This window comes from Actinacidiphila cocklensis (assembly GCF_907177275.1).
GTDB lineage: Bacteria > Actinomycetota > Actinomycetes > Streptomycetales > Streptomycetaceae > Actinacidiphila > Actinacidiphila cocklensis.
In genome coordinates this window covers 190,522-212,430 of sequence record NZ_CAJSLV010000103.1, presented here as the reverse complement: position 1 = coordinate 212,430, position 21,909 = coordinate 190,522, and the positions used below count along the sequence as shown (strand labels likewise).

The following is a 21,909-nucleotide window of genomic DNA, read 5'->3' as shown; positions in this document are numbered from 1 at the left end:
AAGATATCTGCGAAGACACTCTTCGCCGCTGGCGAAGGCGCCTTCGCCGAATCCCGCCCCGGGGGTGGCGGGACCGGACCTCTCGGAGGTCCCTGGGCCAAGCAGTGCCCGACGTCTCCCGCCTGACAGCGCGCGAAGCGACCTCTCCTTCGTCCGACCGACGCGATGCGTCCGTTGCGCCGCCCACCACGCGCCCTGCACATTCACTCTCCTGAACCACCACACACGAGGAGTTCCTTGCCCCAGTCCAACATCCGCCTCGACGTCGTCACTCTCCTGTGCGACGCGGACTTCCGCCGCCGTCCTGACACCAACCGGTGGTCCCACCTCGGCGGCCGGCCGTTCACGAAGGCCGAGCAGGCCCTCGCCTTCAGCGCCACCCGGGAGGAGTTCACGATCGCCGCTGACCAGATCAAGCGCGAAGGCGACTACCGGCGTGAGTATCAGGAAGCAGTCGAAGCCCTGCCCAAGCTGCTGCTTCCCTACTTCGGCCAGCTTCCGACCGGTGCCACTGTCAGCGACGTGGCGCCGCTGCTGAGCGACGAGGACCGTGCCGAATACCTCCGGCTCCGCGAGGCGCTCGCCCCAGACGGCTACCTCTTCGCCAGCACCGACGAGTAGCCGGACGAGGGCACGTGTGCCGCAGACATCGTGAGCTGTGACTGACACAACTTCCTTCGGCGGCGGTCGTTCCCCACGACGACCGCCGCCCTTCGCGTCGGTGTGCGACCGGAGCTGACCTGACCGACGGCGAACGGCTGCTGGCCGTCGATGACAACGCCGACTACCGGTGACACTTGCGAAGTCGCACGCCGCGTTGCGACGGTCCTCCTGGACGCCTGCCAGCGCCTCGCCGATCAGCAGGCCGCTGTTCGTGCGGCTCTCGCTGACAACGGTCGCTCCATTCACGACTTCGCCCGTCTCGCGGAGTACCAGGCTGCCATCGCCGACTTTCACCACCGCGTCACCGCCGAGGCCACCGCGTTCGTCACCCGCCGACTGCCGTAAAGCCGTGCGACCGGCGCGGCACTGGCCCTCGGCACAGCCGCCCGCTCCGGATTCCCGCCGGAGCAGGTGACGGCAGCGGTCAGTAATCAGCGGTCACGCTTGCGCTCCAGGAAGACGACCGGGCAGTTCAGCGTCTGGGCGATGCGGGCCAGATTGGCAGGAGTGGCGTTACGCCAGCCGGATTCGATCTCACCGACGAGCTGTTCGGAGACGCCGACGGCCTGGGCGAGGGCACGTTTGGTCAGACCGGCTTTCTCTCGCGCCCAGGTGACGGCTTCCGGTTCGTGATGGAGCCTTCGGGGACGGCTCCGGGCGCGCGGTGCCACAGCGACTCCCAAGGGTCGAAGGATGACTGGACGGAACGGCTACGCGGCCGCGGCAAGGCCGGTGGGCTCAAGTGGTCGGGTCGCTCAGATCGATCACGGTGAAATCGGTCAGCGTCATGAGGAGTTGGCTGGCCCGTGTCCAGGACAGGCGAGGGTCGCCCAGGCGAACGGCCGCGGCGTCGTACACGCGGGGGCCGGACAGGGTCCCCTGGTAGACAGCGCCTTGGACGCCGTAGAAGGTGAAGGCGGAGGCCCGCACAGCCACGTATCGGGCTCGTAGGTGGACGCAGGACCGTACGGCCTGGTGGGCGCAGGGGCGGCAGACCGGCGGGTGGGCGGTGTGTTCGGCTCCGGGCCTCAGGTCGTCGGCCGGGGCGTCGAGGAGCCAGAGCACGCCCTCGGCGGTGCGGTCGGCCGGCCCGCCGCAGACCTGGCACCGCAGCCCCGCCATACACAACCGCTGCCGCAGACTGTGCACCTTCCCGTACTCGGGCACACCACGACCGGGCTGGGAAGGAGTCCTGCTCCACAGAATCCCGTACGAGTCCCGGTCGAACGACCGCTCGTTCGCATAGCCGATCCCCCGAAGGCCCCGACGGAGCACCACCGGCATGTCCCCGTCCCGCTCCCCGCTCCACTGCGCGATGAACGGCACCGCGCTCCGCTGGGACCCGTGCGATTGCGCCTTGCTCTGGGCTCCTCCGAGCCGGTGCGTCGGCGTTCGGGCAACGTGTCGCGTGTTCATGAACAGGCGCTTTCTGGTGGAAGGTGTGCGGCTGTGTCACAGCTGGAGCGGTCCGGCGTGATTGGCGGACTGCGGAGCTGGCGCGAATTGCGATACGGCGAGCGGATCGAAAAACGCGCCTGAGCCAGGCGACTGGCGAGGCACTTCAACCTGCCCGCTCCGTCGCTCCTTGGGCCGTTGCGGCGCGGAAGCACGGCCGATGTCCTGCGTCCACCTCGGCAAGCCGGCCCGGTACGGGCTGCGGATTGCTGGGTGCCGGAAAGGCTGCCGCGAGGCTGTGTGAACTTCCGGCGCTGCCCTCAGAGAGGAGCGGTACCTCGGCCCACACGACCTTGCCCAGGTCCGGCTGGCAGCGGTAGTGGCCCCATCGGGTGCTCAGGCTTGCCACGAGGAAGATGCCTCTTCCTCCTGCTGCTTCGACGTCGACCGCCTTCAACCGAGGTGGGGTCGGATCTCGGTCCCGTACCGAGATCCGCACCATCGAGTCGGTGGCCTCCAGCACCAGCTCGACGTTGCTGACAAGCTCCGGGCCTGACGGAAGCAAGTCCGCCGCCTTCCCCGTGTGACGGATCGCGTTGGTGACCAGCTCGGACACCACGAGGCGGGTCGTCTCGACGGTCTCCTCGGAGCACACCCCCCAGCCCCGCAGCACGTCCGCGACGTGCCGTCGAGCCGAGGCGGGCGAACTGGGCGTATCCGTCAACGTCAGGGTGCTGATCATGGATGATGCCTGGGACACGACGTACCTCCCGGTCGGAGGGGAGCGTTCGGCTGCTGGCTGTCGACTCGTTCTCGATTCGGGTCGCCCCGCCCGGAGGCGAGGCGGATCGTCGGCACACGGACCGGCGACAGCCTCGCCGTAGGTCCTTGAAGTGGTAGGCATCCACAGAACCGTCTCGGCATCGCCCGCAGCAGGGGCAACAGGGGGTGTAATCAGGCAGGAGGGGATGCAGGAAGGCACCAGGAGGAAGCGATGTCCACCATTAGGGAGACCAGCGCAGCGGGCGGGCGGGGCGGTCGCTTCGATGGGCGCCGAATGGTGGTGACCGGTGGTTCCCGAGGTCTTGGAGAGCAGGTGGTCCGGCTGCTGCTCTCCGAGGGAGCCTGTGTCGCGACCTGCGGGCGGACGGCCGACCATCTTGACGTCCTGCGTGACGCTCTCGCACCCTCCGACCGGCATCGACTGGTCACGCGTGTCCTCGACGTCGTCGAAGCAGGAGCTGTCGAGACCTTCGTCGCGGAAGCCGCCGAGGAACTGGGCGGCCTGGACGGTGCAGTCGCGAGCGCCGGCGGAGCGCGGGGCCGCGGTTTGGGCGAGGCCACGCATCAGGACTGGTTGGCGACCTGGGAGATGAACGCGGGCCACGCCGCCCGGCTCGTCGGGGCGGCGGCTCCCCACCTGCGGGCAGCTGGCGGCGGGTCCGTGGTGGTGGTCTCGTCGATCTCCGGCTCCCGGCCTGGTCCCCAGGCACAGTACGGATCCGCCAAGGCCGCTCAGATCCACATGGTGTCGTCCCTGGCGCGGGAGCTAGGTGCCGACGGCATCAGGGTGAACGCCGTCAGCCCGGGGTCGATGCTCATCCGGGGAAAGCGTTGGGACCGGATACGGGAGGAGGACCCGGCCGCCTTCGATCGGTTCCGTGACGAGTTCCCCGGCCGTCAGTTGGTCGAGCCGCGGGAGGTCGCCGACGTGATCGCCTTCCTGCTGTCGGCGGAGTCCCGGGGGGTGACAGGGGCCAACATCCCCGTTGACCGGGGGCAGAACGCCCCCACACCCGACGGGTACTGATCAGCGGACCTCAGGCCGCCTCGCCGAGAATCGGCCGAGCCTTCCGCTCGAAGTCGCGGACGAGAGCCTCGGTCCGTCGAGGAGCGAGCCGGGACCGGAAGTCCCGGAGCGCCTGCACCGACCGCTCGCTGTGGACGTCTCCCAACTGGTCGAGCGCACGCGTCGCCGTTCCGATGGCCTCGTCCAGACGGTTCTGCTGGAAGAGGGCGGTCGCCAGTACGGAGCGGCTGATGGCCTGCCGGCGACGGCGGTTGGCGTTGGCCCGCACGGAGGCTTCTGCCAGGCGCTCCGCCTCCGCGGACTCGCCAAGATCGCGGTGGACGAGGGCGGCCTCCGCTTCCAGATAGTGGTGATCCAGATATCCGACCCAGCGGGACTCCTCGTCGGCCCCACGGCTCAGGTCGAAAGCCGCGGTCGCGGCGACCAAAGAGCGGGTCGCCGGTTGGGAGTCGCCCATCGCGGCATGGCCACGGGCGGCCATCGCGTGCAAGCGCATCAGCCCGAGCGGACTGCCCGCGGACTTGGCGGTGGCGATCCCGGCGCGGGCAAGCGCGACCCCTTCGGCCGGATTCCCAAGGCTGGTGGCCAGATGAGACATGCCAGCCAGGACCTGACCGCCGAGAACGCGGTCACCGCCTTCGGCACACAGCCGGAGGGCTTGGGTCATGTACCGCTGTGCCAGGCCGTAGTCGGCGGAGTCGTACGAGCACCACCCGGCCATCGCGGCGAGTTTGGCCGCGGACGTGAAGAGGAGACGTCGCTGGTGGGGCGGCGTACCGCGCCGTTGCAGCAGCGGCGTCAGCTCCGTGCTGAGGTAGTGCACGATGCTGGGCCGGACGCCGCCACCACCGAACCTGTTGTCCATCTCGTCGAACATGCTGATCATCGCCTGGACACGCTGCGCGGGACCTCCGCCCGCAACGGCGGCCAGTTGCGGCGCCTGGTCCTCCTCCAGGAGCCAGAGCAGCCACTGGCGCTGCGGATCCATCAAGGCCGTCGCCACGAACGGCACGGTCCCGAGCAGACTGCGGCGCGAGATGTCGGTGGAGCCGAGCTCCGCGAGAATGTGCAGCGTTTCGGCCACATCTTCACGATACGTCAGCGCCTTGGCGACGACCGGGCGCTGCGGCTCGGTGGGAAAGCCGAGATCGACCTGCGAAACGGGGCGGCCGAGGAACCCGGCCAGGCCAGCGGCGATGAACTCCGGAGCCCGGCCCCGCGGGATCATGCCGCTGAGCCACCGGGTCACGGACGCCTTGTCGTATCGCGACACCACGCCCTGTGCGCGGCCGAGTTCGTTGACCTTGCGGGCTAAGGCCGCGTGCGAGCAACCGGCTTCGAGGATCGCCGACCCCAGCGCCGTGTTCCCGTCCGCAGGGCCTCTGTTCCTGACCATGATCTGATGATGCCCTGTCGATCACGCGGCGTCCCAGCCTTCGTACGGCGGGTAGCTGATTTACAACCCCTGTGCAACCGAACAACCCCGACGACCCCTCGTCGGGAGCCTGTCTCCGCCCGAGACTGAAAGCGCGGGGGCGAAGGTCCAGCGCTCCGGGGGATCCGTGGCCCGAGGCAGCCCCGGCAGAGGGAGGGGAACGATGAGCCCAGTCGTGATCTTGGATTGCTTCACCGTCGAGCCGAGCGGCCTCGGTGTGCCGCCCTACCTGTCGACGTACGTCCGGAGCGCATGGTCGGCTCTGCGGCGGTCTCGGCCGGACGCAGACGTGCGTTACCTGACGATCGACGACGTCCGCTGGTGCCTCGCGGGCGGAAGGCCCGCTGTGGAGCCGCCGCAGAGCGATCCCCTGACGTACTCCGTCACCGCCAACCGCGACAACGCCATCCAGCTCCTGCGTGACGCCGAGCTGGTCGTCGTGGTCGCCGGTGACGCGGTGCCGTCCGTACACCTGCACGCCGTGAACGGCTCGCCGGAGGAGATCGCCCGCGCTCTCGCGTGCGTCCGGGGCCGACGCTGCCTTCTCGGGCCGCTGTCGGCGTACGTGAACGACGCCTCCGCGCAGTACGCCGGGATGTTCGACGCCGTGCACGCGGCGACCATCACGTCCAGGGACGTCACCCTCGGCAGCCGCCAGGCGGCGCCGTACGACCTGATGCGCGGCGACCGGGACGACTTCAGCGGGCTGGTAGCGCAAATGCCGTGGCGACCGATCGCCGAACTGGAGCTGTACCGCGGTTGCACGCGCCGGAAGTTCTGCGACTTCTGCAACGAGCCGGCCAAGTCGCCGCTCGTCGCCTTCCGGGACGTTGACGACGTTGTGGAAGAGGCCACCCAGCTCTACGCGGCCGGAATCCGCAACTTCCGGCTCGGCCAGCAGACCTGCTTCTTCTCCTACCGCAACCGGGACGAGGAAGCGATCCGGGCACTGCTCGGCGGCATCCGGGAGCATTGCCCGGAGCTGGAGGTGCTCCACATCGACAACGCGGATCCGCTCGCCGTGGCCGCACCGGTCGGGGCGCGGATCGCCAAGCTGGTGGCCGAGCACTGCACCGAGGGAAACTGCGCTCCGATGGGCATCGAGACCTTCGATCCGGCCGTCGTCGACCGCAACAACCTCACCTGCACACCCGACATCCTGATGCGCGCGGTCCAGCACATCAACGAGGCTGGCGCAGGCCGTGGCCCCGGCGGACTGCCGAAGCTCCTTCCCGGCCTGAACCTGATCTACGGACTGCCCGGCGAAACCCACGGCACCCACGTCGCCAACCTTCTGGGCCTCAGCCGGATCCTCGACGCGGGGCTCCTGTGCCACCGCACCAATGTCCGGCTGGCCAGAGCCTTCCCGGGAACGCCGCTGGCCGCCCTCGGCCAGCAGGATCCCCTGCCGTCCGCCGAGCACTTCGCCTCGTGGAAGGCGGACATCGACTTCGGCTGGGACCAGCCGATGAAGGAGCGCGTGTACCCCACCGGGTTGCGCGTCCCGGGCCTGCACTCCTACTTCGTCGGCCAGGACGGCACATGGTGGCGCCGCCTGGGCTCGTACTCGATCCAGATCATCGAGCGCGACACCGCCACCCCCGTGGGAACCGTCGGCGATCTCACCGTCACGGGCCACGCCCCACGGATGATCTACGGAGAGCGCCTTGCCGCAGCGGCCTGAAGGCACCCTCGACCTGCTCGCCAGGCTCGACGAGGGCAGCAGCCGCACGGTCCGCGTCGGGGTGCTGCTGCCCTGGGCCAACGTCGCCGTCGAGACCGAACTCCCGCGCCTGGGCCTGACGCATACGGTCTTCCACCACGCCCGTCTCGTGCCGGAGTCACGGTCCACGGCGGTCGACGACACCTTCTGGAACGGCCTGCGCGAAGCCGCCGCCGGAGCGCTGGACTCGTTGTCGCACGTGCCTCTGGACGCGGTCGTCCTCGCCTGCACCTCGGCGGGATTCACCGGCGGTCCTGGGATGCCGCCCGGCGTCGTCACCGCGTTCGACGCCCTGGTCGGCACCCTGACCTCGGCCCGACTGGGGCGGGTCGTCCTAGCCACGCCGTACCCGAGCCCCGTGACTGCGGCGGAGAGCGACGCCTTGGTCAAGGCTGGCGTCGATGTCCTGGCCCACGTAAGCCTGGGCCTTGATGACGGCTATCCGCGGGTCGGCACAGAGGAAGTCCGGGCACTGGTCGGCTCTCTGCCGGAGAAGGCAGTGCAGGCGGCCGACGCCGTCGTTCTGTCGTGCACCGGGTGGCACACCCTGCCGATCGTCCGGGACGTGGAGCAGGCAACGGGCAAACCCGTGATCACCTCCAACCTCGCCATCGGGCTGCTGGCAGCCCGCCTTTCTGCCGGAGCAGCCCTGTGACCCTCGAACGCCCAAGGCCCCGCTTGATCGACAACCGGCGCATTCACCGCCTTGTCGAACGGGCCGCCGCCCTGCCCGACGTCCGCGCCGAGGTCGAGGCCAACCACGACGACAACCGGTGGTGGCCGCTGTCCATCACCGACCCCCGCATGCGCATGCTCGCCGCCGGCTGGTCCACCCGGGTGTCCTACCGGATGGTGGAGACCTACCGGCACGTCATCCTGACGGCCGACGCCCGCGGGTTCGACGCGCTGGCGAACGCGTCGGCCGGCGACCTCGCCGCGCTGGTCAGGCCGATCGGACTGCCCCGGACCCGGATCGACTACCTGCGCTCGCTCGCCGACCTGTGCACGCTGTGGGACAAGCACGCGATCGATCCGTCATCTCCCGCTGCGGGCGTCGATGACCTCGTGGCGGACTTCGCCGAACGGGTGCGCGGTGCCTCCTTCAAGGTCGCGCAGTGCGCTCTGCTCAATGCCCGCGGCTATCACAGCGGCATCGTCCCGGTGGACTCCGGAATGGTCGGCAAACTCGCACCCGCTCTCGGCATTGAGCTGCCGAACGGTGCGGTCGCCCACGAGAGGTTCCGGCACATCCTCGAAGCGGCGGTCCACGCGTACCGCGACGATTTCCGTTCGCTCGCGATCCGCCACGAGTACGCGGCGACCATCCCGAACGACGTCGAGCCGACCTGGTGGGTCCACCTGGTCCTCATCTACTTCAAGCGCCTCTACCTCAATGGTCCGTCCCCTCGGCTGTGCACCCGCCGACCCGTGTGTACTCAGGTGGTCGACTGCCCGCACCGGAAGCGTGGAGCGTGACCGCGCTGGCCGTGATCGGCAACGTCTCCCGCGACACGACGTGCTACCCCGACGGCCGGGGAGGCACCAGCCTCGGCGGCGCGGCACTGCTGACCTCGCTGGCCGCCACCAGGGCCGGACTCCGCGCCGGGCCGGTCTGCGTCTTGGGCGACGACCTCGCCCACCTCCCGGAGGCAGCCGACTTCGCGGCGCTGGACTGGTCGGCGGCATACCGACTCGCCGGCCCCACGCCGTCGTTCGGCCTCACCTACGACGTGGCCGGCGAGCTGCTCGCGGTCACCGCTGACTACGGCGTCGCCGAGAGACTCACGGACCACGTGCTCGCACACCTGGCCCGCTCCGCTGGCGGCACTTACCACGTCTGCTGCCGGCGCCCGCTCGGCGTCCGCACGGTCCTGGCCGAGCTGACCAGGCAGCGGGCCGACTTCAGCCTCGACTTCTACCTGCCCAGCGCCGCCCCCCTGATCTGGGAAGCCCTTCCCTGGCTTACGGACGCTTCCACCGTCTTCGTCAACGCGGCCGAATACCAGGCTCTCCGGGGCCTGGTCGATGTCGCCTGCTTGCGGGAAGTCGTGATCACCGACGGCCCCCGCACGGCGCGCGTCCTTGAGTCCGGGCGGGTGGTCGCCGAAATCCGGCCGCCGACCCGCAGCGCTTGCGACGTGACCGGGGCGGGCGACACGCTGGCCGGCACCTACCGGGCACAGCGTGCCCGAGGCACCACAGCGCAACAGGCACTCGCCCAGGCGGTGTTCGCCGCCGCCGAGCACGTCACAGCACCGCCCCTGCCGATTCCGGCGCCCCGCCGACCCTGACCCATCCGTTGGGAGCACCCGGTGTACTACATCGCTCACCGACTCTTCGCCGCGCACGACCGCGCCTTGGCCGCCGACCTCGCCGAACGCCTGGCCGACAAGACCGGCCCGGATCGCGTCTTCCTGCCGTTCTGCGACACCGACGAGGAACAACTGGTCGCCGACGTCAAGGGACGACGTCTCTTCGAGCTGGACCGTGAACGCCTGCGTCGGATCGACGCGATGGTGGCCATCCTGCATGGCCCGAGCCTGGACGACGGCGTCTGCATGGAGATCGGGTACGCCTGGGCGTGCGGCGTGCCGGTCGTCGTACTGACCACCGACTTCCAGACGTACTCGCTGACGGGAGACGGTCCGCGGCTCGAATTCCCCGATCCGTTGATCGAGGCGGCGGCGACTCGCGTCATCCGACTGCCCCGCCTCGGCCCGCCGAGCACTGCGTCGGAGTCGGGTACGGCCTCACGCTTCACCGATTTCCGCGAGCGCAACCTCGCACAAGCGGCATCCGCACTCGATACCGCCGTCGAGGCTCTGCTCGAACTGCCGGCGATAGCTCGATACGAACCCCGACCACCGATTGGAGGGACGGTGTTCGTCGAGCCCTCTCCGTACGGCAGTCGGGGCGTCGATCACCTCGTCCAGGCGTGCGTCTCAGCCGGGCACCGCATTGTCGGGCCGCAGCGTTTTGCCGCGTCTGAACCCGTCTCGGCTGCTCTGGCAGATCTGACAGCCGCTATAGGCGCGAGACGACTCCTTGTCGACGTCTCAGGACCGGAAACCCCACCAGGTGGGGCTCTGTTGATCGGCGCCGCGTGCGCTTCCAGTACGCCTACTGCCGCCTACGCCTGCCGAACCGGCCTCACCCACGCCACAGGCCGTGAGCCGAACTGGCGGAACCTCATGATTCAGTACGCCGTGCAGGCCCGGCTCGACACCCCAGAGGCCGTCACCGCATGGCTGTCGGCATGAGCGTCGAACAGATCGCCACAGGCCACCGGACTCTGGTCCTCGAAGGGTGCGACGGCGTCGGGAAGACCACCCTGGCCCGAAGCCTGTCCGTCGATCACGGCTTCACGGTCGTGCACTCCCCGCGAACCCCCGACCACCTCGATCTCGCCAGCCGATACCGGGCGATCCTGGCCCAGGAGGGACACCTCCTGTTCGACCGCTGCTTCCTCAGCGAACTGGTCTACGGCCCCCTCAACCGGGGCCGCTCCCGCATCACATGGAGCCAGGCCATCGACCTCGCCGAAACCGTCATTGCGCGCGACGGCCTGCTCGTCCACCTCACCGCCCCACCGGCCGTCATCCACCAACGGCTCCTCGCTCGCGACGGCGAGGCCATCAGCCTGGACGAGGTCACGGCTCTGATCACGGCATACCGGCGCGTCTTCGAGACCCTGGCGGACTACGCGTCTGTACTGACGATCGACACCAGCTTGCTGGACATCCCCTCTACAGAGTGAACTTGCCAGACCCTCTCCTCTGGTGCGTTCTCCACCTCGCTAGGCTGCGACCGACCTGCTGCCCCACTCGTCGGAGGAGCCATGGACATCCGGTCCGCCCAGAAGCTCGCCTGGGAGAACAAGACCGCCAAGGGCTTCAACACCTCCGACGTGCCACTGGAGTTCGGCCTCCTGACTGCCGAGATCGGCGAAGCATTCACCGCCTGGCGCAAGGGCCTGCCCGACCTCGGCGAGGAACTGGCCGACGTCTTCCTCTACTTGGTGGCCCTCGCCGAGATGAACGGCATCGACCTCAGCGACGAGGTGGCCCACAAGATCGACAAGAACACCCGCCGCGTCTACGAACGCAACGAGCACGGCGTGCCAATCCGGATCGGTGAAGGCTAACCACGTACGAGCTCGTAACTCGCCGCCATGCATGAGTGATGGGGTACAAGTTGGCCGATGGTGTCAGGCGGTGCTCGGCCGCACTTCGCTAGGCAGGGAAAATGGGATCCAATTTACCGCCTAGCACTGTCCGCCTTAATCATTCGATTGCCAAGCGTGTTCAGCCTCCCGTCGGCGTGGACGAACCGTCATCCCCCGTCCCCTCATCTTCGGTAGCGAAGCGTGGAACTCCATGGACTACCTCTCCGCCCCGGTAGTAACGCGATGCGCTCGCGTACTCGGTGGGGTTGTCCTCGTACATGACGACGTACCCCCCAAGCGCTGTGATCTGCCAACCGCCAGAAGCCGCAGCCGACACGCTCTTGAAGAGAGCGTCGGTTGAGAGCTCTACATCCGTGATGACGAGCTTGGTGCTCTCCAAGTCTCCCGACTTCGCGTACCGGATGTTGTACGGAAGTGTCGTCTTGATTGACTTCAACAGATCGAGCAGGTTTGTCTCGCCTGTCACGAGGCCCTCGACCGGCCGGTCGAGATCGATCGGGTACAGGGCATCGAAGTGGGTGGGCTTGAGAGCGGTGTGGTCCCGCTGGCGGCCGGGGTCCCTATTGCCGAAGCCGTTGTTGTTCCACGGGATCTCACCCAGGTCCTTGTGGTGGTTGATGAGCAACTGCTCCGGCGCCAGGGCCGAGAAGTCCTCCGCCACGTAGAGACAGGAGAAGGTCATGTCGTTCGGTGTGATTCCACGTCTGCCCGAGATCTTCTTGAGGTGCTGTCGAAGTCGCGCTGGCACGGACATCTCGGCTTTCCCCACGTAGACGAATTCGTCGTGCAGGTAGAGCTGGTAGACACCGGGACGCTGCAGCAGTTGGTTGATGCTCACGTCACTCAAGGGGGCCCTGGCCAGCTTGACGAGGTCCGCCGCGAGCTGATCGCCGAGCGCCTTCGTGATGCTGAGGGTGAAGCTTCGGTGGAATGTCGACTCCTCCGAGCCCCCTGCTGTCGCCGTCATGACCCCCGTCGCTCCCTTCGTGGTTCTGCCGCTGTGGAGCGTACGACATCACACGAATTTCTCCGGCACACGGGTCACAATCGGCACTACTCCGCGGTATGCTTCTGGTTGCACTGAACTGCAAGGAGTGGAAAATGCAACGGACGTCGGTAGAGCTCTTCGCGGGCGGAGGCGGGCTGGTCCAAGCCAGCACGAACACCGGCTTCCGGCACCTGCTGCTCAACGAGTTCGCGCCGAGGGCGTGCGAGACCCTTGAGGGCAATCGCTTCGACGCGTTTCCCGCGGACGTCGATTCTGATGTGCTGGCGAAGTGGCTGGACCAGATCGATGAGCAACGCGCGGAAGGCTTCGAAGCTGCGGGCGCCGTTGAGCGGCCCCACTACCCTCCCCTGGTGACCGGCGACGTCCGAGAGTTGAACATGCGCTTCCTCAGGGATCGCGATGTGGACCTTCTGGCCGGCGGGCCACCATGTCAGCCGTTCAGCCTCGGTGGAGTCGCGAAGGGTGACGAGGACGAGCGGAACATGTTCCCGGAGATGTTCCGGGCGGTTCGTGAGATCCGCCCCAAGGCCGTCATCTGTGAGAACGTTCGAGGGCTCCTCCGCCCGTCCTTCAATCCCTACTTCGAGTACATCAAGCGCGAGCTCTCCCTGCCGTTCGTGAAGCGCCGAAAGGGTGCCACATGGCAGCAGCACGACCACGCGTTGCGGGAGCGGCTCGACGCGAAGGACACCGATCCGGCGGAGACCTACGAGGTCACGCAACACGCCGTGAACGCCGCCAACTACGGGGTGCCGCAGATCCGCAACCGGGTGATCCTCCTGGCGTTCCGCGCTGACCTGGGCGTGGATCCGGAGCTGGTCAAGCGCGCTGTCGCGCGCACCCACTCCCATGCGGCCCTCGCGCGGACGATCCTCGAAGGCTCCTACTGGGACCACCACAAGCAGGCGGGCGCCAAGATTCCGAGGCGCGTCATCGATCTGGTGACCTCGCGCTACGCGAATGAGCAGCTGTCGTTCGAGAGTGGGGATGAGGAGCTCCAGCCATGGCTCACCCTTCGAGACGCGGTAATGGGGCTCCCCGAGATCAACACCAGCATGTTGGACAAGACGACGGAACAGGGCGGCTTCCCTGACCACATCGGGTGGCCCGGAGCCAGGATCTACGACGGGCACACGCCCAACGAACTTGACCGGCCGGCCAAGACCGTCAAGGCTGGGGTGCACGGTGTGCCCGGTGGCGAGTCGGTCATGCAGCTCGACAACCTGGTGCGCGACGAGAAGACCGGCCAGTTGCGCCCCGAGCACCGGTACATGACCGTGCGCGAGGCTGCCAGGGTCATGACGTTCGGCGATGGATGGAGCATGGCGGGCCCGCGGGGTGAACGCATGAGGCAGCTGGGCAACGCAGTTCCCGTGAAGTTGGGCGAGGTGTTCACCAGCGCCGTCGCGAAAGCCCTCGACGACGCGGAACGGCGCTCGTGAACGACGGCGCCAAGCCCCGGCAAGTGGGCTGGAAGGACAAGCCGCCACCTGAGAGGGCCTGGCGGGGACGGCAGGGACGGACCAGGAAGGCGATCGTCGCCGAGCAGGATCGTGCCGCAGGTGGTCGCGAGGGCCGCTACGTCAAGCGTGAAAACGGCGACTACGCGCTGGCCTCGATCACGCTGAAGTTGTTGCCCAGGACTCGCCGGATCAGGGCCTATCTCCGCTGGTCGGAGAACGGGCGTTCGCCTGCCCTGTATGTCGGAGAAGTGGAGCACCCGACGCGTGCGGCAAATCTTGAGCAGGCTTGGCAGATCGCGAAGGACAGGGGAATGGTCGGAGAGCGTCCTCTCCCGGAAGGGTCGTGGGCGTCGTCCCCTGCCACGCGGTCAACGATGCGCGGGAACCGAGGCCGCGACACGGCACCGGAACTCCGAATCCGCTCACTGCTGCACCGCGAGGGTCTGCGCTACCGCGTATCGGCGCGGCCGCTTCCCGGAGTACAGCGAACCGCCGACCTCGTCTTCACCCGCGCCCGTGTCGCCGTCTTCGTGGACGGGTGCTTCTGGCACGGGTGCCCCGATCACTGCCGTCCAGCACGCACGAACAGTGACTTCTGGCGCACCAAGATCGACGGAAACCGGGCCAGGGACGCCCAGACCGACCAGTTCTTGGCAGAGGCGGGATGGCGCGCCATCAGAATCTGGGAGCACGAAGATCCCGTACAAGCGGCGGGCCGGGTCGCCGCGGCCGTTCGCGACTTTGCGGCACGGGATGATCACAATGTTCCGTGATTCAGAAGATCGTTGATGGCGTCGGAGGCCCGGCGCAGGACGATGCGCCCGTCGCCCTCGCTGAACGCGAGCAGGCCGTCCCCAACATTGACGCCGGCCTCGGCCAACAGCCCCAACGGTAGTTCGACGCGCCCATCGGGCTCTACGGATACCTCGGCGGGTTCACGGATCACAGAAGGAGTCTCCCAAGGACCGTCGGCGTCTGCCACCGACACTGCGGATCGTCGGGGGGACGTTGCGTTTGCGATGGTTGGCGACCGGAACCCACAACCGCCGTAGACCACCCAAGTGGATGGAGTTGCAGGGAACTTACCGCCGATTGTCAGTGGTGCCCTCTACTCTCTTCATCACGCGTACGGCTCTACCCGAGCCGCGCGTCGAAGCGCTGCCCGCGGCAGGGCTTTCTTCGGCGTGCCCACGCGAGACGAGGACAGGGGGTCCGTCCACCTATGAAGATCACTCCTTCCGCGCGTGTGCTGCGCATGCTCGGCGAGATCGAGTTCGACGAGTGGCAGTGCATCGCGGAGCTGATCGACAACGCCTTCGACGACTTCACGGAGATCCATCGGTCTGGGACCCCCTGGGCTGGCGGGTTTCGCGTCAGCGTCGAGCTCCCCGACTCCGCGCAGGGCCAGCTCGTGATCACCGACACCGGTCGCGGCATGACGTACGACCGGCTGGAGCGGGCCGTACGGGCCGGCTGGTCGGGCAACGACATGCACGACAAGCTCGGCCTCTTCGGCATGGGGTTCAACGTCTCGACGGCGCGGCTCGGCAAGCACACGCGTGTCCTGACCACGCGCCAGGGCGACACCGAGTGGATCGGCGTGGAGATCGACCTCGACCGCATCGGAGACGACTTCGAGGCGGAGGACATCACGGAGCCGAAGGCCGATCCCAACGAGCACGGCACGCGTATCGTCATCAGCCGCCTGCATCCCACGCGTGCTCGGTGGCTGCAGAAGAACGGCTCGGCCCTGCGCAACATCCTGGGACAGGTCTACTCCTGGATGTTCCTGAACCGTCCGTTCGAGCTGTGGGTTGGTGGCTTCCAGGTGAAGCCTGTCCGGCACTGCCGTTGGGGAGAGGACCGCTCGGTCCTCTACAACAACAAGGAGCGCATCCCCGCCTACATCGAGATCGACCAGAAGCTGGAGAACGGTCTCGCCTGCGGTGACTGCGGACAGTGGCAGCTCACTGATCGCGACGCCTGCGAGGACTGCGGGAGCGATCGCCTCACGGTTCGTGAGCGCCGGGTGCACGGGTGGCTCGGCATCCAGCGGTACATGCACAAGCACGATTACGGAATCGACTTCCTGCGCAACGGCCGCAAGATCCTCCGCTGGGACAAGCAGCTGTTCACCTGGCGCAACCCTGACGGAGCGGTGGGCAACGAGGAGCCGGAGTATCCGGTGGACCTCGCCCACCAGGGCGGCCGCATCATCGGGGAGATCCATCTCGACCACGTCCCGGTCACGTACCAGAAGGACGCCTTCGAGTACGGCGACCGCAGCTGGCGCTCGGCGGTCGAGATCGTGAGGGGGGTCGCGCCGCTGCTGCCCCAGCGCGCGGCGAACCTTGAGTACGAGGAGAACACCAGCCCGCTCGCGCTCCTTTTCAAGGGATACCGTCGCAACGACGCCGGTCTGCGGTACCTGGTCCCGGGAGACGGCCGCAAGCCGATCCACGATGACACCCGTCGGTGGGGACATGAGTTCCACCGGGGCAACCCCGACTACCAGACCGATGAGCGCTGGTGGCAGGCGGTCGAGGACCACGAGGCGACCAAGAGCAGGGGCAAGAATGCGAAGGCGGCCGCCGCCACCCCGGGAAAGCCCGACGAGGCGGCCGTGATGGAGGCGCTTGGTTTCGGCGGCGCGGAAATCGGCAGTCCGAGTTCCCCCGCGACCGGTCCGGACGAGACGAAGCTCGAAGCCCAGGCGCAGCCCCCGAAGGACGGCGAGCCCGCTCCCGCCGCGCCGGCCCCGGAAAGGCGTAAGGAGACGCGGCAGGAACGCGTCACGCGCTACACGGAGAACTCGACCACCTACCCGGCCCTGAGCCGCTCCTTCGGCCACCCGCGCGTCGGCTTCGTCGAGGTCGAGGCACGTCGGCTCACGGTGGGAGGCCTGACCGACGAGAACCTCCACCCCACTCCCGTCCTGCTGGACCAGCGCGGCGGCAACGCCCTCGTGGCGTTCCTCGACCTCGATCATCCGATCTTCCAGAGGTTCGGAGCGGCCCCGGCGGATCTGCTGCTCGCGGAGATCGCCGTGCTGCTCAGGGTGCAGACGAGTTCGGAGTGGAGCCACTCGGAGCTCATCGCGGCGATCCGGGCGGAGTCGCTGCCCGCCAGCGCTCTGGACGCCGAGATGATCAGTGCCGAGGCCAAGGAACTGCTGGCTGAGGTCCGTCGCCGCATGGCGTCCGAGCTGGACCGCACCGGCGAACCGGGGAAGGCGTTTCAGTTCCTCTCGCCCGATGAACTCACCCACACCGAGCACACCATGATCGCCAACGGCAAGGTCACCCGCACGATCGACCTCGGTGCGAGCGGTGAGTTCCTGCTGCACGTGCCCGCCCTCTTCCTGGTCCGTCTCGTCGAGTCGCTCCCGTCGCTGTTCATGGACAACCGCGTCTTCCAGGGCGTCTACGAGGGTGTCGCCTCCGCGTCCGCGCGGCGGCTCAGCCTCGCGCGCACGGTCGGCTACCTCTCCGATATCGCGACGCAGGCGACCTACGCCGGGGCCAGCCTTCCAGACCAGCTGCTGCGGACGAGGCTGAGCATTCGTCTGCTGGCCGACGACCTCGCGGAGGAGAAGTGAGCGCCGTCTTCCTCTCGGCGGACGAGCTGTTGAGCGGAGGGCCAGCGGGTCTCACGCATGCCGTCGAACGCGCCCTCTGGTACCTCGGCTTCAATGACGTGCGTGTTATCGACGGCGCCGGCGACCAGGGCGCTGATCTCTTGGCGGTACGCGGTCGGGAGCAGTGGGTCTTCCAGTGCAAGTGGAAGGCCGGAGGGAAGGTCGACCGGAGCGGTGTCGACGACCTTGAGCGCGCGCGTACGCGCTACCGCGCGGACAAGGCCATCCTGGTGACCAACACCGACATCAACGCGGCGGCGGAGGCCCGCCGCGTGGCGCTCAACGGAGTCGGCGTGCCGATCACCGTCTGGCACGGCGCGACCCTGCGGTCGATCGGGGACCGCATGCCCGAGACCGTTCCCGCGAAGTACGCCCTGCGCCCTTACCAGGCCGAGGCGGCGGACGCCGTGGTCCGGGACCTCGACGCCGACGGCACCGCGCTGCTCGTCCTCGCGACGGGTCTCGGCAAGACCGTGGTGGGCGGGGAGATCATCAGCCGTCACCTCAAGACCAATCCGAACGCCAGGATTCTTGTCGTCGCACACATGAAGGACCTCGTCGCGCAGCTCGAGAAGGCGATGTGGCGGCACATCCCCAAGTCCGTTCCCACGCGGTTGCTCACGGGAGAAAGCCGCCCCGGCGGCCTCGACGGAGTCGTGGTCGGAACTGTCGAATCCGTTCTCAGTGCCGTACGCGTGGGCTACCGACCCGACCTCATCATGATCGACGAGACGCACCACGTGGCCGAGACCGGCAGGTTTGCGGAATTGCTCGATCTGTGTGGGGATGCTGAGCAGTTCGGCGTGACGGCGACACCCTGGCGCGGTGACAAGTTCGACATCACCTCCCGCTTCGGATACCCGAGCTTCAAGATGGGCATCGCGGAGGGCATGGCCGCCGGCTTCCTCTCCGCCGTCGACTACCGGCTGTACGTCGACAACGTCGACTGGAACGCCGTCCGGGACGCCAGCGTGCACGGTCAGTCGATCAAGGATCTCAACAAGTCCCTGTTCCTGCCGCAGCGCGACGAGGAGATCATCGAGCACTTCCGTGAGGCGTGGCGGACCACGACGGAGCCGAGGGCCATCGTCTTCTGCCAGACCATCGAGCACGCCGAGCACATGGCCCGGTTGTTCGCCTCGTCCGACGCGGCGTGGGCCAACGCGTCCTTCCTGCACAGCGCACTCCCGCGGCAGCGACGCCAGATCCTGCTGAACGAGTTCCGGCTCGGCCGGGTATCGGTGATCACGTGTGTCGATGTCTTCAACGAGGGCGTCGACGTCCCGGACGTGAACCTCATCGCCTTCCTGCGGGTCACACACAGCCGGCGGATCTTCGTCCAGCAACTCGGCCGCGGACTCCGACTCAGCCCCGGCAAGGAGGCCCTGCGGGTCCTCGACTTCGTGACCGACATTCGCAGGGTGGCGGCGACCTTGGACCTCCGGCGATCGCTGGAGGCCCAAGAGAGCGAGCACCTGCGCGTACGGATGCCGCACGCCTCCCGTATCCAATTCAGCGACGAGACCGTCGGATCGCTGATGGACCACTGGATCCAGGACGCGGCGGACCTTGAGACCAAGGCGGACGAGGTTCGCCTTCAGTTCCCTCTGACGACTGGAATCGAATGACCAAGTACGCGATCCCCTCGGACCTGGAAGAAGAAGTCGTGCGTCTCCTCTACATGCGGGCCGCCGACCTCAACTGGACCTATCTCACGGACACCGAGCGCACCCGTCACTATCAGGCATGGACCTCCGACCCCGAGGTGGGAGGACGACTCCTCCCGTTCATCGGGAAGCCGGAGAACGTCCGGCCGTGGCTCAAGGACAGGCCCATGAAGGAGTACATCCGGGCGACCTACGGGGTGGGCAAGTGGGCTCCGCTCGTGGTCAAGCCGGCCACTCCGGTCAGTGCACTCGTCGACAAGGCCCTTGGTCACGGCTGGAACGTCGACCTTGAGACGCTCGATATCAAGCCGCTCTGCGTGACGATTCGCCACGAGGACGACGAGGAGATGGAGCGGCGCTTCGCCTGGGGCCCCATGCGCGACTTCAAGCATCTCGCGTGGGCGGCCATCGCATCACAGGCTGGCGGCGACGCCCTGCAGTGGGTCATCTGCACGGTGGACTCGTTCGTTCGGAGGATCACCCCGGAGCAGAAGGCGACTAACGAGCGGATCGCGAAGCGGCTTGGTCTGATCAGTGCGCACGTCACCGATGGCTGAACGGGGCTCCGCCGTGACGAGGGATGACGACTGGCTTCAAGTTGCTTTCGGTGCGCTTCCTGCCCGGTCGCGTCGCATGATCGAGGATCGTGCCGACGGGAAGACCCTCGGAAGTATCGGGCAGGAGCATGAGGTGAGCCGCGAACGGGTCCGCCAGTTGCTTCTGAAGGCGCAGGAGCATCTCTGCGCCTTCGCCGACGCCTTTGTGGGTGACTGGCGTGATCGGCTCACCACACTCACCGAGCGCTCGGCAGTGGCCCAGTGCGAGGTGGCGGCGGTGTTGGGCGTACGCGACCAGGTGGGTGTGGGGCCTCTTGTCGAAGCTGTCGGGGCTGAGCACCCATTGACGTGGGCTGGTCGTCTGCGCGGCTGGTGGACCCGCAGACCTGGCGGCCTGGAAGTGCTGCTTCGGCGAGGAGTGGAGGAGGCGCCGCTGCGTGGGGAGGACGTAGCGGTGACCTTCGCGGCTGCCGGAGTACCGGACGAGGTCCCCTTGCTGGATCTGCTCGGACATCCGGATAGCCCTCTGGTGCCTGGCTTCGGGGGAACTTGGCTGCGCCGTCGCGCCCGCGGAAGGGACGCGGCCTACCTTTTCCTCCTGGCGCATGGCGAGCCCTGCCGAGCGGAGGAGTTGCTGGAGCCGACTGGGATCAGGCGGAAGCCCGCCGTCGCCGAGGCGCTCAGGCGGGACGAGAGGTTCGTGCAGCTCCGTCTGGAGGGCAAGTGGGCGCTGGCCGAATGGCCTCACCTGAACGTCACTCCGTACCCGAACGCCGTGGAGGCCTTCGTCGCTGTGCTGACCGAACTGGGGCCGCTGCCCAAGGACGCTCTGTTCGTGAAGGTCGGTGAGCGCTACCCGGTGACCCTGTGGCGCCTGCACCAATGCCTGTTGGACGACAGGGTGGGCATCACGGAGGATGGCTTGATTGAGCTGGTCGCGCGAGGTGCTACACCGATCGAGGAAAGCAAGCCGGCACGGCCGGCGAGGATGGCCGTCGATCCTGCGGGAAACGTCTTTGGCGTCCGGCTCACGGTGGACAAGGACGTCCTTCGCGGTAGCGGCGTTGTCGTCAGCAGCTGGCTCACATGGCAGCTCGGAATGCGACAGGCCCCTATGGTCAGGACCTTCTCCATCGCCGGTCACCCCACACCGATCGTCCTCAAGCGGGCGACGAGCGCGGCCCAGATCTCCAGCCTGCGGGTGCTGGTGCAGCAGCACGGAATGATGGGCGGATGCGAATTCGTCCTCTTCCTCCGTACGGACGACTCGACGGCGCGCATCGAGCATGCTTGCCCCCGACATGTCTGCCCTGCGGCGATCGGGCCTGCGGAAACTGATGCGAGTCCGCCAGGCGACTTCGCTGCTGGCCTGTCGCCGTAGCGGTTCGGTGAACCCCTGACGAGGGGGCGCGTAGGACAACAGAGAAACGATGGTGGCGGCCATGCGCGCTGCGCTCTTCGTCTCGGGAGCCCAGAGGCTCGGGCTCTGCTGCAACAGGCTGTCAAACGTCCCAAGTGCGTGAGCGGTGCGTGAGCGGACGGGGCGGCAACGGCTGGACTAGGCATCACACCGATCGGGGTCGCAAGTTTCTGACCTGGGAAGACGGGATTCGGTGGCACCGCCCAGCACCACCGGACATGATCTTGGCAGCTCTCGTAATGCGTAGGTCTCGGGTTCGAATCCCGAAGGCGGCTCCACGGTGAGCCCCAGGTCAGGCCTCTGACCTGGGGTTTCTTGTCTCTGTTGGCCTTGGAATCCGGACTGAACGGACACGGGTGGTCTACGCATCGCAATGCGTAGGTCACAGATTTGATTTCCGTGATCGTATGGATGACCCGGGCCTTTGACCTGGGCTTTCGCTCATCTAGCGGGATAGGTCGGGCGGGCGTGGTGGGCCTCGGTGGACAACCGGTGGACAGGCGTGCGTGACACCTGGTCAGCTTCTGTTATTGCTTTTCGGTCGACGGGCCAATGGCGACCACCGCGCCGAGACCGTCCGGCGAGGTCGGGGCTGTCCGGTCTCGACAGATCTCGCGCCTGCCTCGGTACCTAGCGATGATCGCGCTGGTGAACGGGCGGCTGCGTCGGTGTGTGCGAGCTCCACCCGGACGTCGTAGTCGCCGGCCGCGGCGGTGACCTTCGCGGTTCGCCGGCCCTATGGCCCTTCTCTGCCGGTACCTCTGGCGGGTTGACTCGCGTGGTGCCGTTTAGCGCCTTCGCCGGTGCGGGTCCGCGCCCGTGCTTCAGTCCTCCCGGTCGTGGGCGCTTGGGGAGGATGGGCCGCGGACTTGGAGACAGGTGATGGCCGTCCAGAACTGCGGTGAGCACTCGGTGGGACGCGGGGCCGGTGGTCATGCGCCCAC

At 67.6% G+C, this 21,909-nt stretch carries 21 protein-coding genes; 15 read left to right on the top strand and 6 right to left on the bottom strand.

Features of this window, described 5'->3' with window-relative positions; all coding sequences use genetic code 11:
• Positions 1 to 237: 237 nt before the first annotated feature.
• On the top strand, positions 238 to 621 hold the full coding sequence (locus NFU81_RS36160; RefSeq protein ID WP_251499997.1) for a hypothetical protein: 384 nt from the start codon (positions 238 to 240) through the stop codon (positions 619 to 621).
• A 473-nt stretch (positions 622 to 1,094) separates the two neighbouring features.
• On the opposite strand, the gene NFU81_RS36155 is transcribed toward NFU81_RS36160, so the two are convergent.
• The 3 genes from NFU81_RS36155 to NFU81_RS36145 all read right to left on the bottom strand — a co-directional run bounded on the left by NFU81_RS36155 (position 1,095) and on the right by NFU81_RS36145 (position 2,800).
• Positions 1,095 to 1,334, bottom strand: a complete 240-nt coding sequence (locus NFU81_RS36155) for a helix-turn-helix domain-containing protein (RefSeq protein ID WP_251499995.1) — start codon at positions 1,332 to 1,334, stop codon at positions 1,095 to 1,097.
• A gap of 67 nt (positions 1,335 to 1,401) precedes the next feature.
• Complete coding sequence (locus tag NFU81_RS36150) at positions 1,402 to 1,785, bottom strand: hypothetical protein (protein WP_251499993.1); 384 nt, start codon at positions 1,783 to 1,785, stop codon at positions 1,402 to 1,404.
• Between the two features lie 439 nt (positions 1,786 to 2,224).
• Entirely contained in the window at positions 2,225 to 2,800 is a 576-nt protein-coding gene (locus tag NFU81_RS36145; RefSeq protein WP_251499992.1) for an ATP-binding protein, read from the bottom strand.
• 354 nt (positions 2,801 to 3,154) lie between these two features.
• Here NFU81_RS36145 and NFU81_RS36140 point away from each other — a divergent pair, with 354 nt between their 5' ends.
• Positions 3,155 to 3,868: an SDR family NAD(P)-dependent oxidoreductase gene (locus NFU81_RS36140; RefSeq protein ID WP_251499990.1), complete on the top strand. Its 714-nt coding sequence runs from the start codon at positions 3,155 to 3,157 to the stop codon at positions 3,866 to 3,868.
• A gap of 10 nt (positions 3,869 to 3,878) precedes the next feature.
• Here NFU81_RS36140 and NFU81_RS36135 read toward each other — a convergent pair whose 3' ends face one another.
• Positions 3,879 to 5,264 (bottom strand): NsdA family TPR-like regulatory protein, encoded by a 1,386-nt coding sequence (locus tag NFU81_RS36135; protein WP_251499988.1) that lies wholly within the window; start codon positions 5,262 to 5,264, stop codon positions 3,879 to 3,881.
• A 202-nt stretch (positions 5,265 to 5,466) separates the two neighbouring features.
• On the opposite strand from NFU81_RS36135, the gene NFU81_RS36130 reads away from it, so the two are divergent.
• From NFU81_RS36130 to NFU81_RS36100, 7 genes are all read left to right on the top strand, one after another.
• The gene (locus tag NFU81_RS36130) at positions 5,467 to 6,987 is read left to right on the top strand and encodes a radical SAM protein (RefSeq protein WP_251499986.1); all 1,521 of its coding nucleotides are present in this window, start codon (positions 5,467 to 5,469) and stop codon (positions 6,985 to 6,987) included.
• Entirely contained in the window at positions 6,971 to 7,681 is a 711-nt protein-coding gene (locus NFU81_RS36125) for a maleate cis-trans isomerase family protein (protein WP_251499984.1), read from the top strand. Before NFU81_RS36130 ends, NFU81_RS36125 begins: the two co-directional genes overlap by 17 nt.
• Before the next feature lie 23 nt (positions 7,682 to 7,704).
• Positions 7,705 to 8,502, top strand: coding sequence for an HhH-GDP family DNA glycosylase (locus NFU81_RS36120; RefSeq protein WP_251499982.1), 798 nt, complete (start codon positions 7,705 to 7,707; stop codon positions 8,500 to 8,502).
• Positions 8,499 to 9,317, top strand: coding sequence for a PfkB family carbohydrate kinase (locus tag NFU81_RS36115; RefSeq protein ID WP_251499966.1), 819 nt, complete (start codon positions 8,499 to 8,501; stop codon positions 9,315 to 9,317). Before NFU81_RS36120 ends, NFU81_RS36115 begins: the two co-directional genes overlap by 4 nt.
• 21 nt (positions 9,318 to 9,338) lie before the next feature.
• Positions 9,339 to 10,286, top strand: a complete 948-nt coding sequence (locus tag NFU81_RS36110) for a nucleoside 2-deoxyribosyltransferase (RefSeq protein WP_251499964.1) — start codon at positions 9,339 to 9,341, stop codon at positions 10,284 to 10,286.
• Positions 10,283 to 10,783, top strand: coding sequence for a nucleoside/nucleotide kinase family protein (locus tag NFU81_RS36105; protein ID WP_251499961.1), 501 nt, complete (start codon positions 10,283 to 10,285; stop codon positions 10,781 to 10,783). Before NFU81_RS36110 ends, NFU81_RS36105 begins: the two co-directional genes overlap by 4 nt.
• A gap of 81 nt (positions 10,784 to 10,864) precedes the next feature.
• Positions 10,865 to 11,170, top strand: coding sequence for a MazG nucleotide pyrophosphohydrolase domain-containing protein (locus NFU81_RS36100; protein WP_251499958.1), 306 nt, complete (start codon positions 10,865 to 10,867; stop codon positions 11,168 to 11,170).
• Between the two features lie 160 nt (positions 11,171 to 11,330).
• On the opposite strand, the gene NFU81_RS36095 is transcribed toward NFU81_RS36100, so the two are convergent.
• A complete protein-coding gene (locus NFU81_RS36095; RefSeq protein WP_251499956.1) occupies positions 11,331 to 12,179 on the bottom strand; it encodes a GIY-YIG nuclease family protein in 849 nt (282 codons plus the stop codon).
• 134 nt (positions 12,180 to 12,313) lie between these two features.
• Here NFU81_RS36095 and NFU81_RS36090 point away from each other — a divergent pair, with 134 nt between their 5' ends.
• Together NFU81_RS36090 and NFU81_RS36085 are read left to right on the top strand one after the other, a co-directional pair.
• Positions 12,314 to 13,663 (top strand): DNA cytosine methyltransferase, encoded by a 1,350-nt coding sequence (locus NFU81_RS36090; protein WP_251499954.1) that lies wholly within the window; start codon positions 12,314 to 12,316, stop codon positions 13,661 to 13,663.
• Positions 13,660 to 14,457, top strand: coding sequence for a very short patch repair endonuclease (locus NFU81_RS36085; RefSeq protein ID WP_251499951.1), 798 nt, complete (start codon positions 13,660 to 13,662; stop codon positions 14,455 to 14,457). The genes NFU81_RS36090 and NFU81_RS36085 overlap by 4 nt, the downstream gene beginning before the upstream one ends.
• On the opposite strand, the gene NFU81_RS36080 is transcribed toward NFU81_RS36085, so the two are convergent.
• Complete coding sequence (locus tag NFU81_RS36080; RefSeq protein ID WP_251499950.1) at positions 14,442 to 14,630, bottom strand: hypothetical protein; 189 nt, start codon at positions 14,628 to 14,630, stop codon at positions 14,442 to 14,444. The two genes, NFU81_RS36085 and NFU81_RS36080, sit on opposite strands and share 16 nt — an antisense overlap.
• Before the next feature lie 276 nt (positions 14,631 to 14,906).
• Here NFU81_RS36080 and NFU81_RS36075 point away from each other — a divergent pair, with 276 nt between their 5' ends.
• Genes NFU81_RS36075 through NFU81_RS36060 form a run of 4 tightly spaced genes read left to right on the top strand, consistent with a single transcriptional unit; the run spans position 14,907 to position 20,926 of the window.
• Positions 14,907 to 17,282, top strand: a complete 2,376-nt coding sequence (locus NFU81_RS36075; protein ID WP_251499947.1) for an ATP-binding protein — start codon at positions 14,907 to 14,909, stop codon at positions 17,280 to 17,282.
• Entirely contained in the window at positions 17,279 to 18,949 is a 1,671-nt protein-coding gene (locus NFU81_RS36070) for a DEAD/DEAH box helicase family protein (RefSeq protein WP_251499945.1), read from the top strand. Before NFU81_RS36075 ends, NFU81_RS36070 begins: the two co-directional genes overlap by 4 nt.
• Positions 18,946 to 19,545 carry a hypothetical protein gene (locus NFU81_RS36065; RefSeq protein WP_251499942.1) on the top strand — a complete coding sequence of 200 codons (600 nt, stop codon included), beginning with the start codon at positions 18,946 to 18,948 and terminating at the stop codon, positions 19,543 to 19,545. Before NFU81_RS36070 ends, NFU81_RS36065 begins: the two co-directional genes overlap by 4 nt.
• Positions 19,538 to 20,926 (top strand): sigma factor-like helix-turn-helix DNA-binding protein, encoded by a 1,389-nt coding sequence (locus NFU81_RS36060; RefSeq protein WP_274037150.1) that lies wholly within the window; start codon positions 19,538 to 19,540, stop codon positions 20,924 to 20,926. The genes NFU81_RS36065 and NFU81_RS36060 overlap by 8 nt, the downstream gene beginning before the upstream one ends.
• The last annotated feature ends 983 nt before the right edge of the window (positions 20,927 to 21,909 follow it).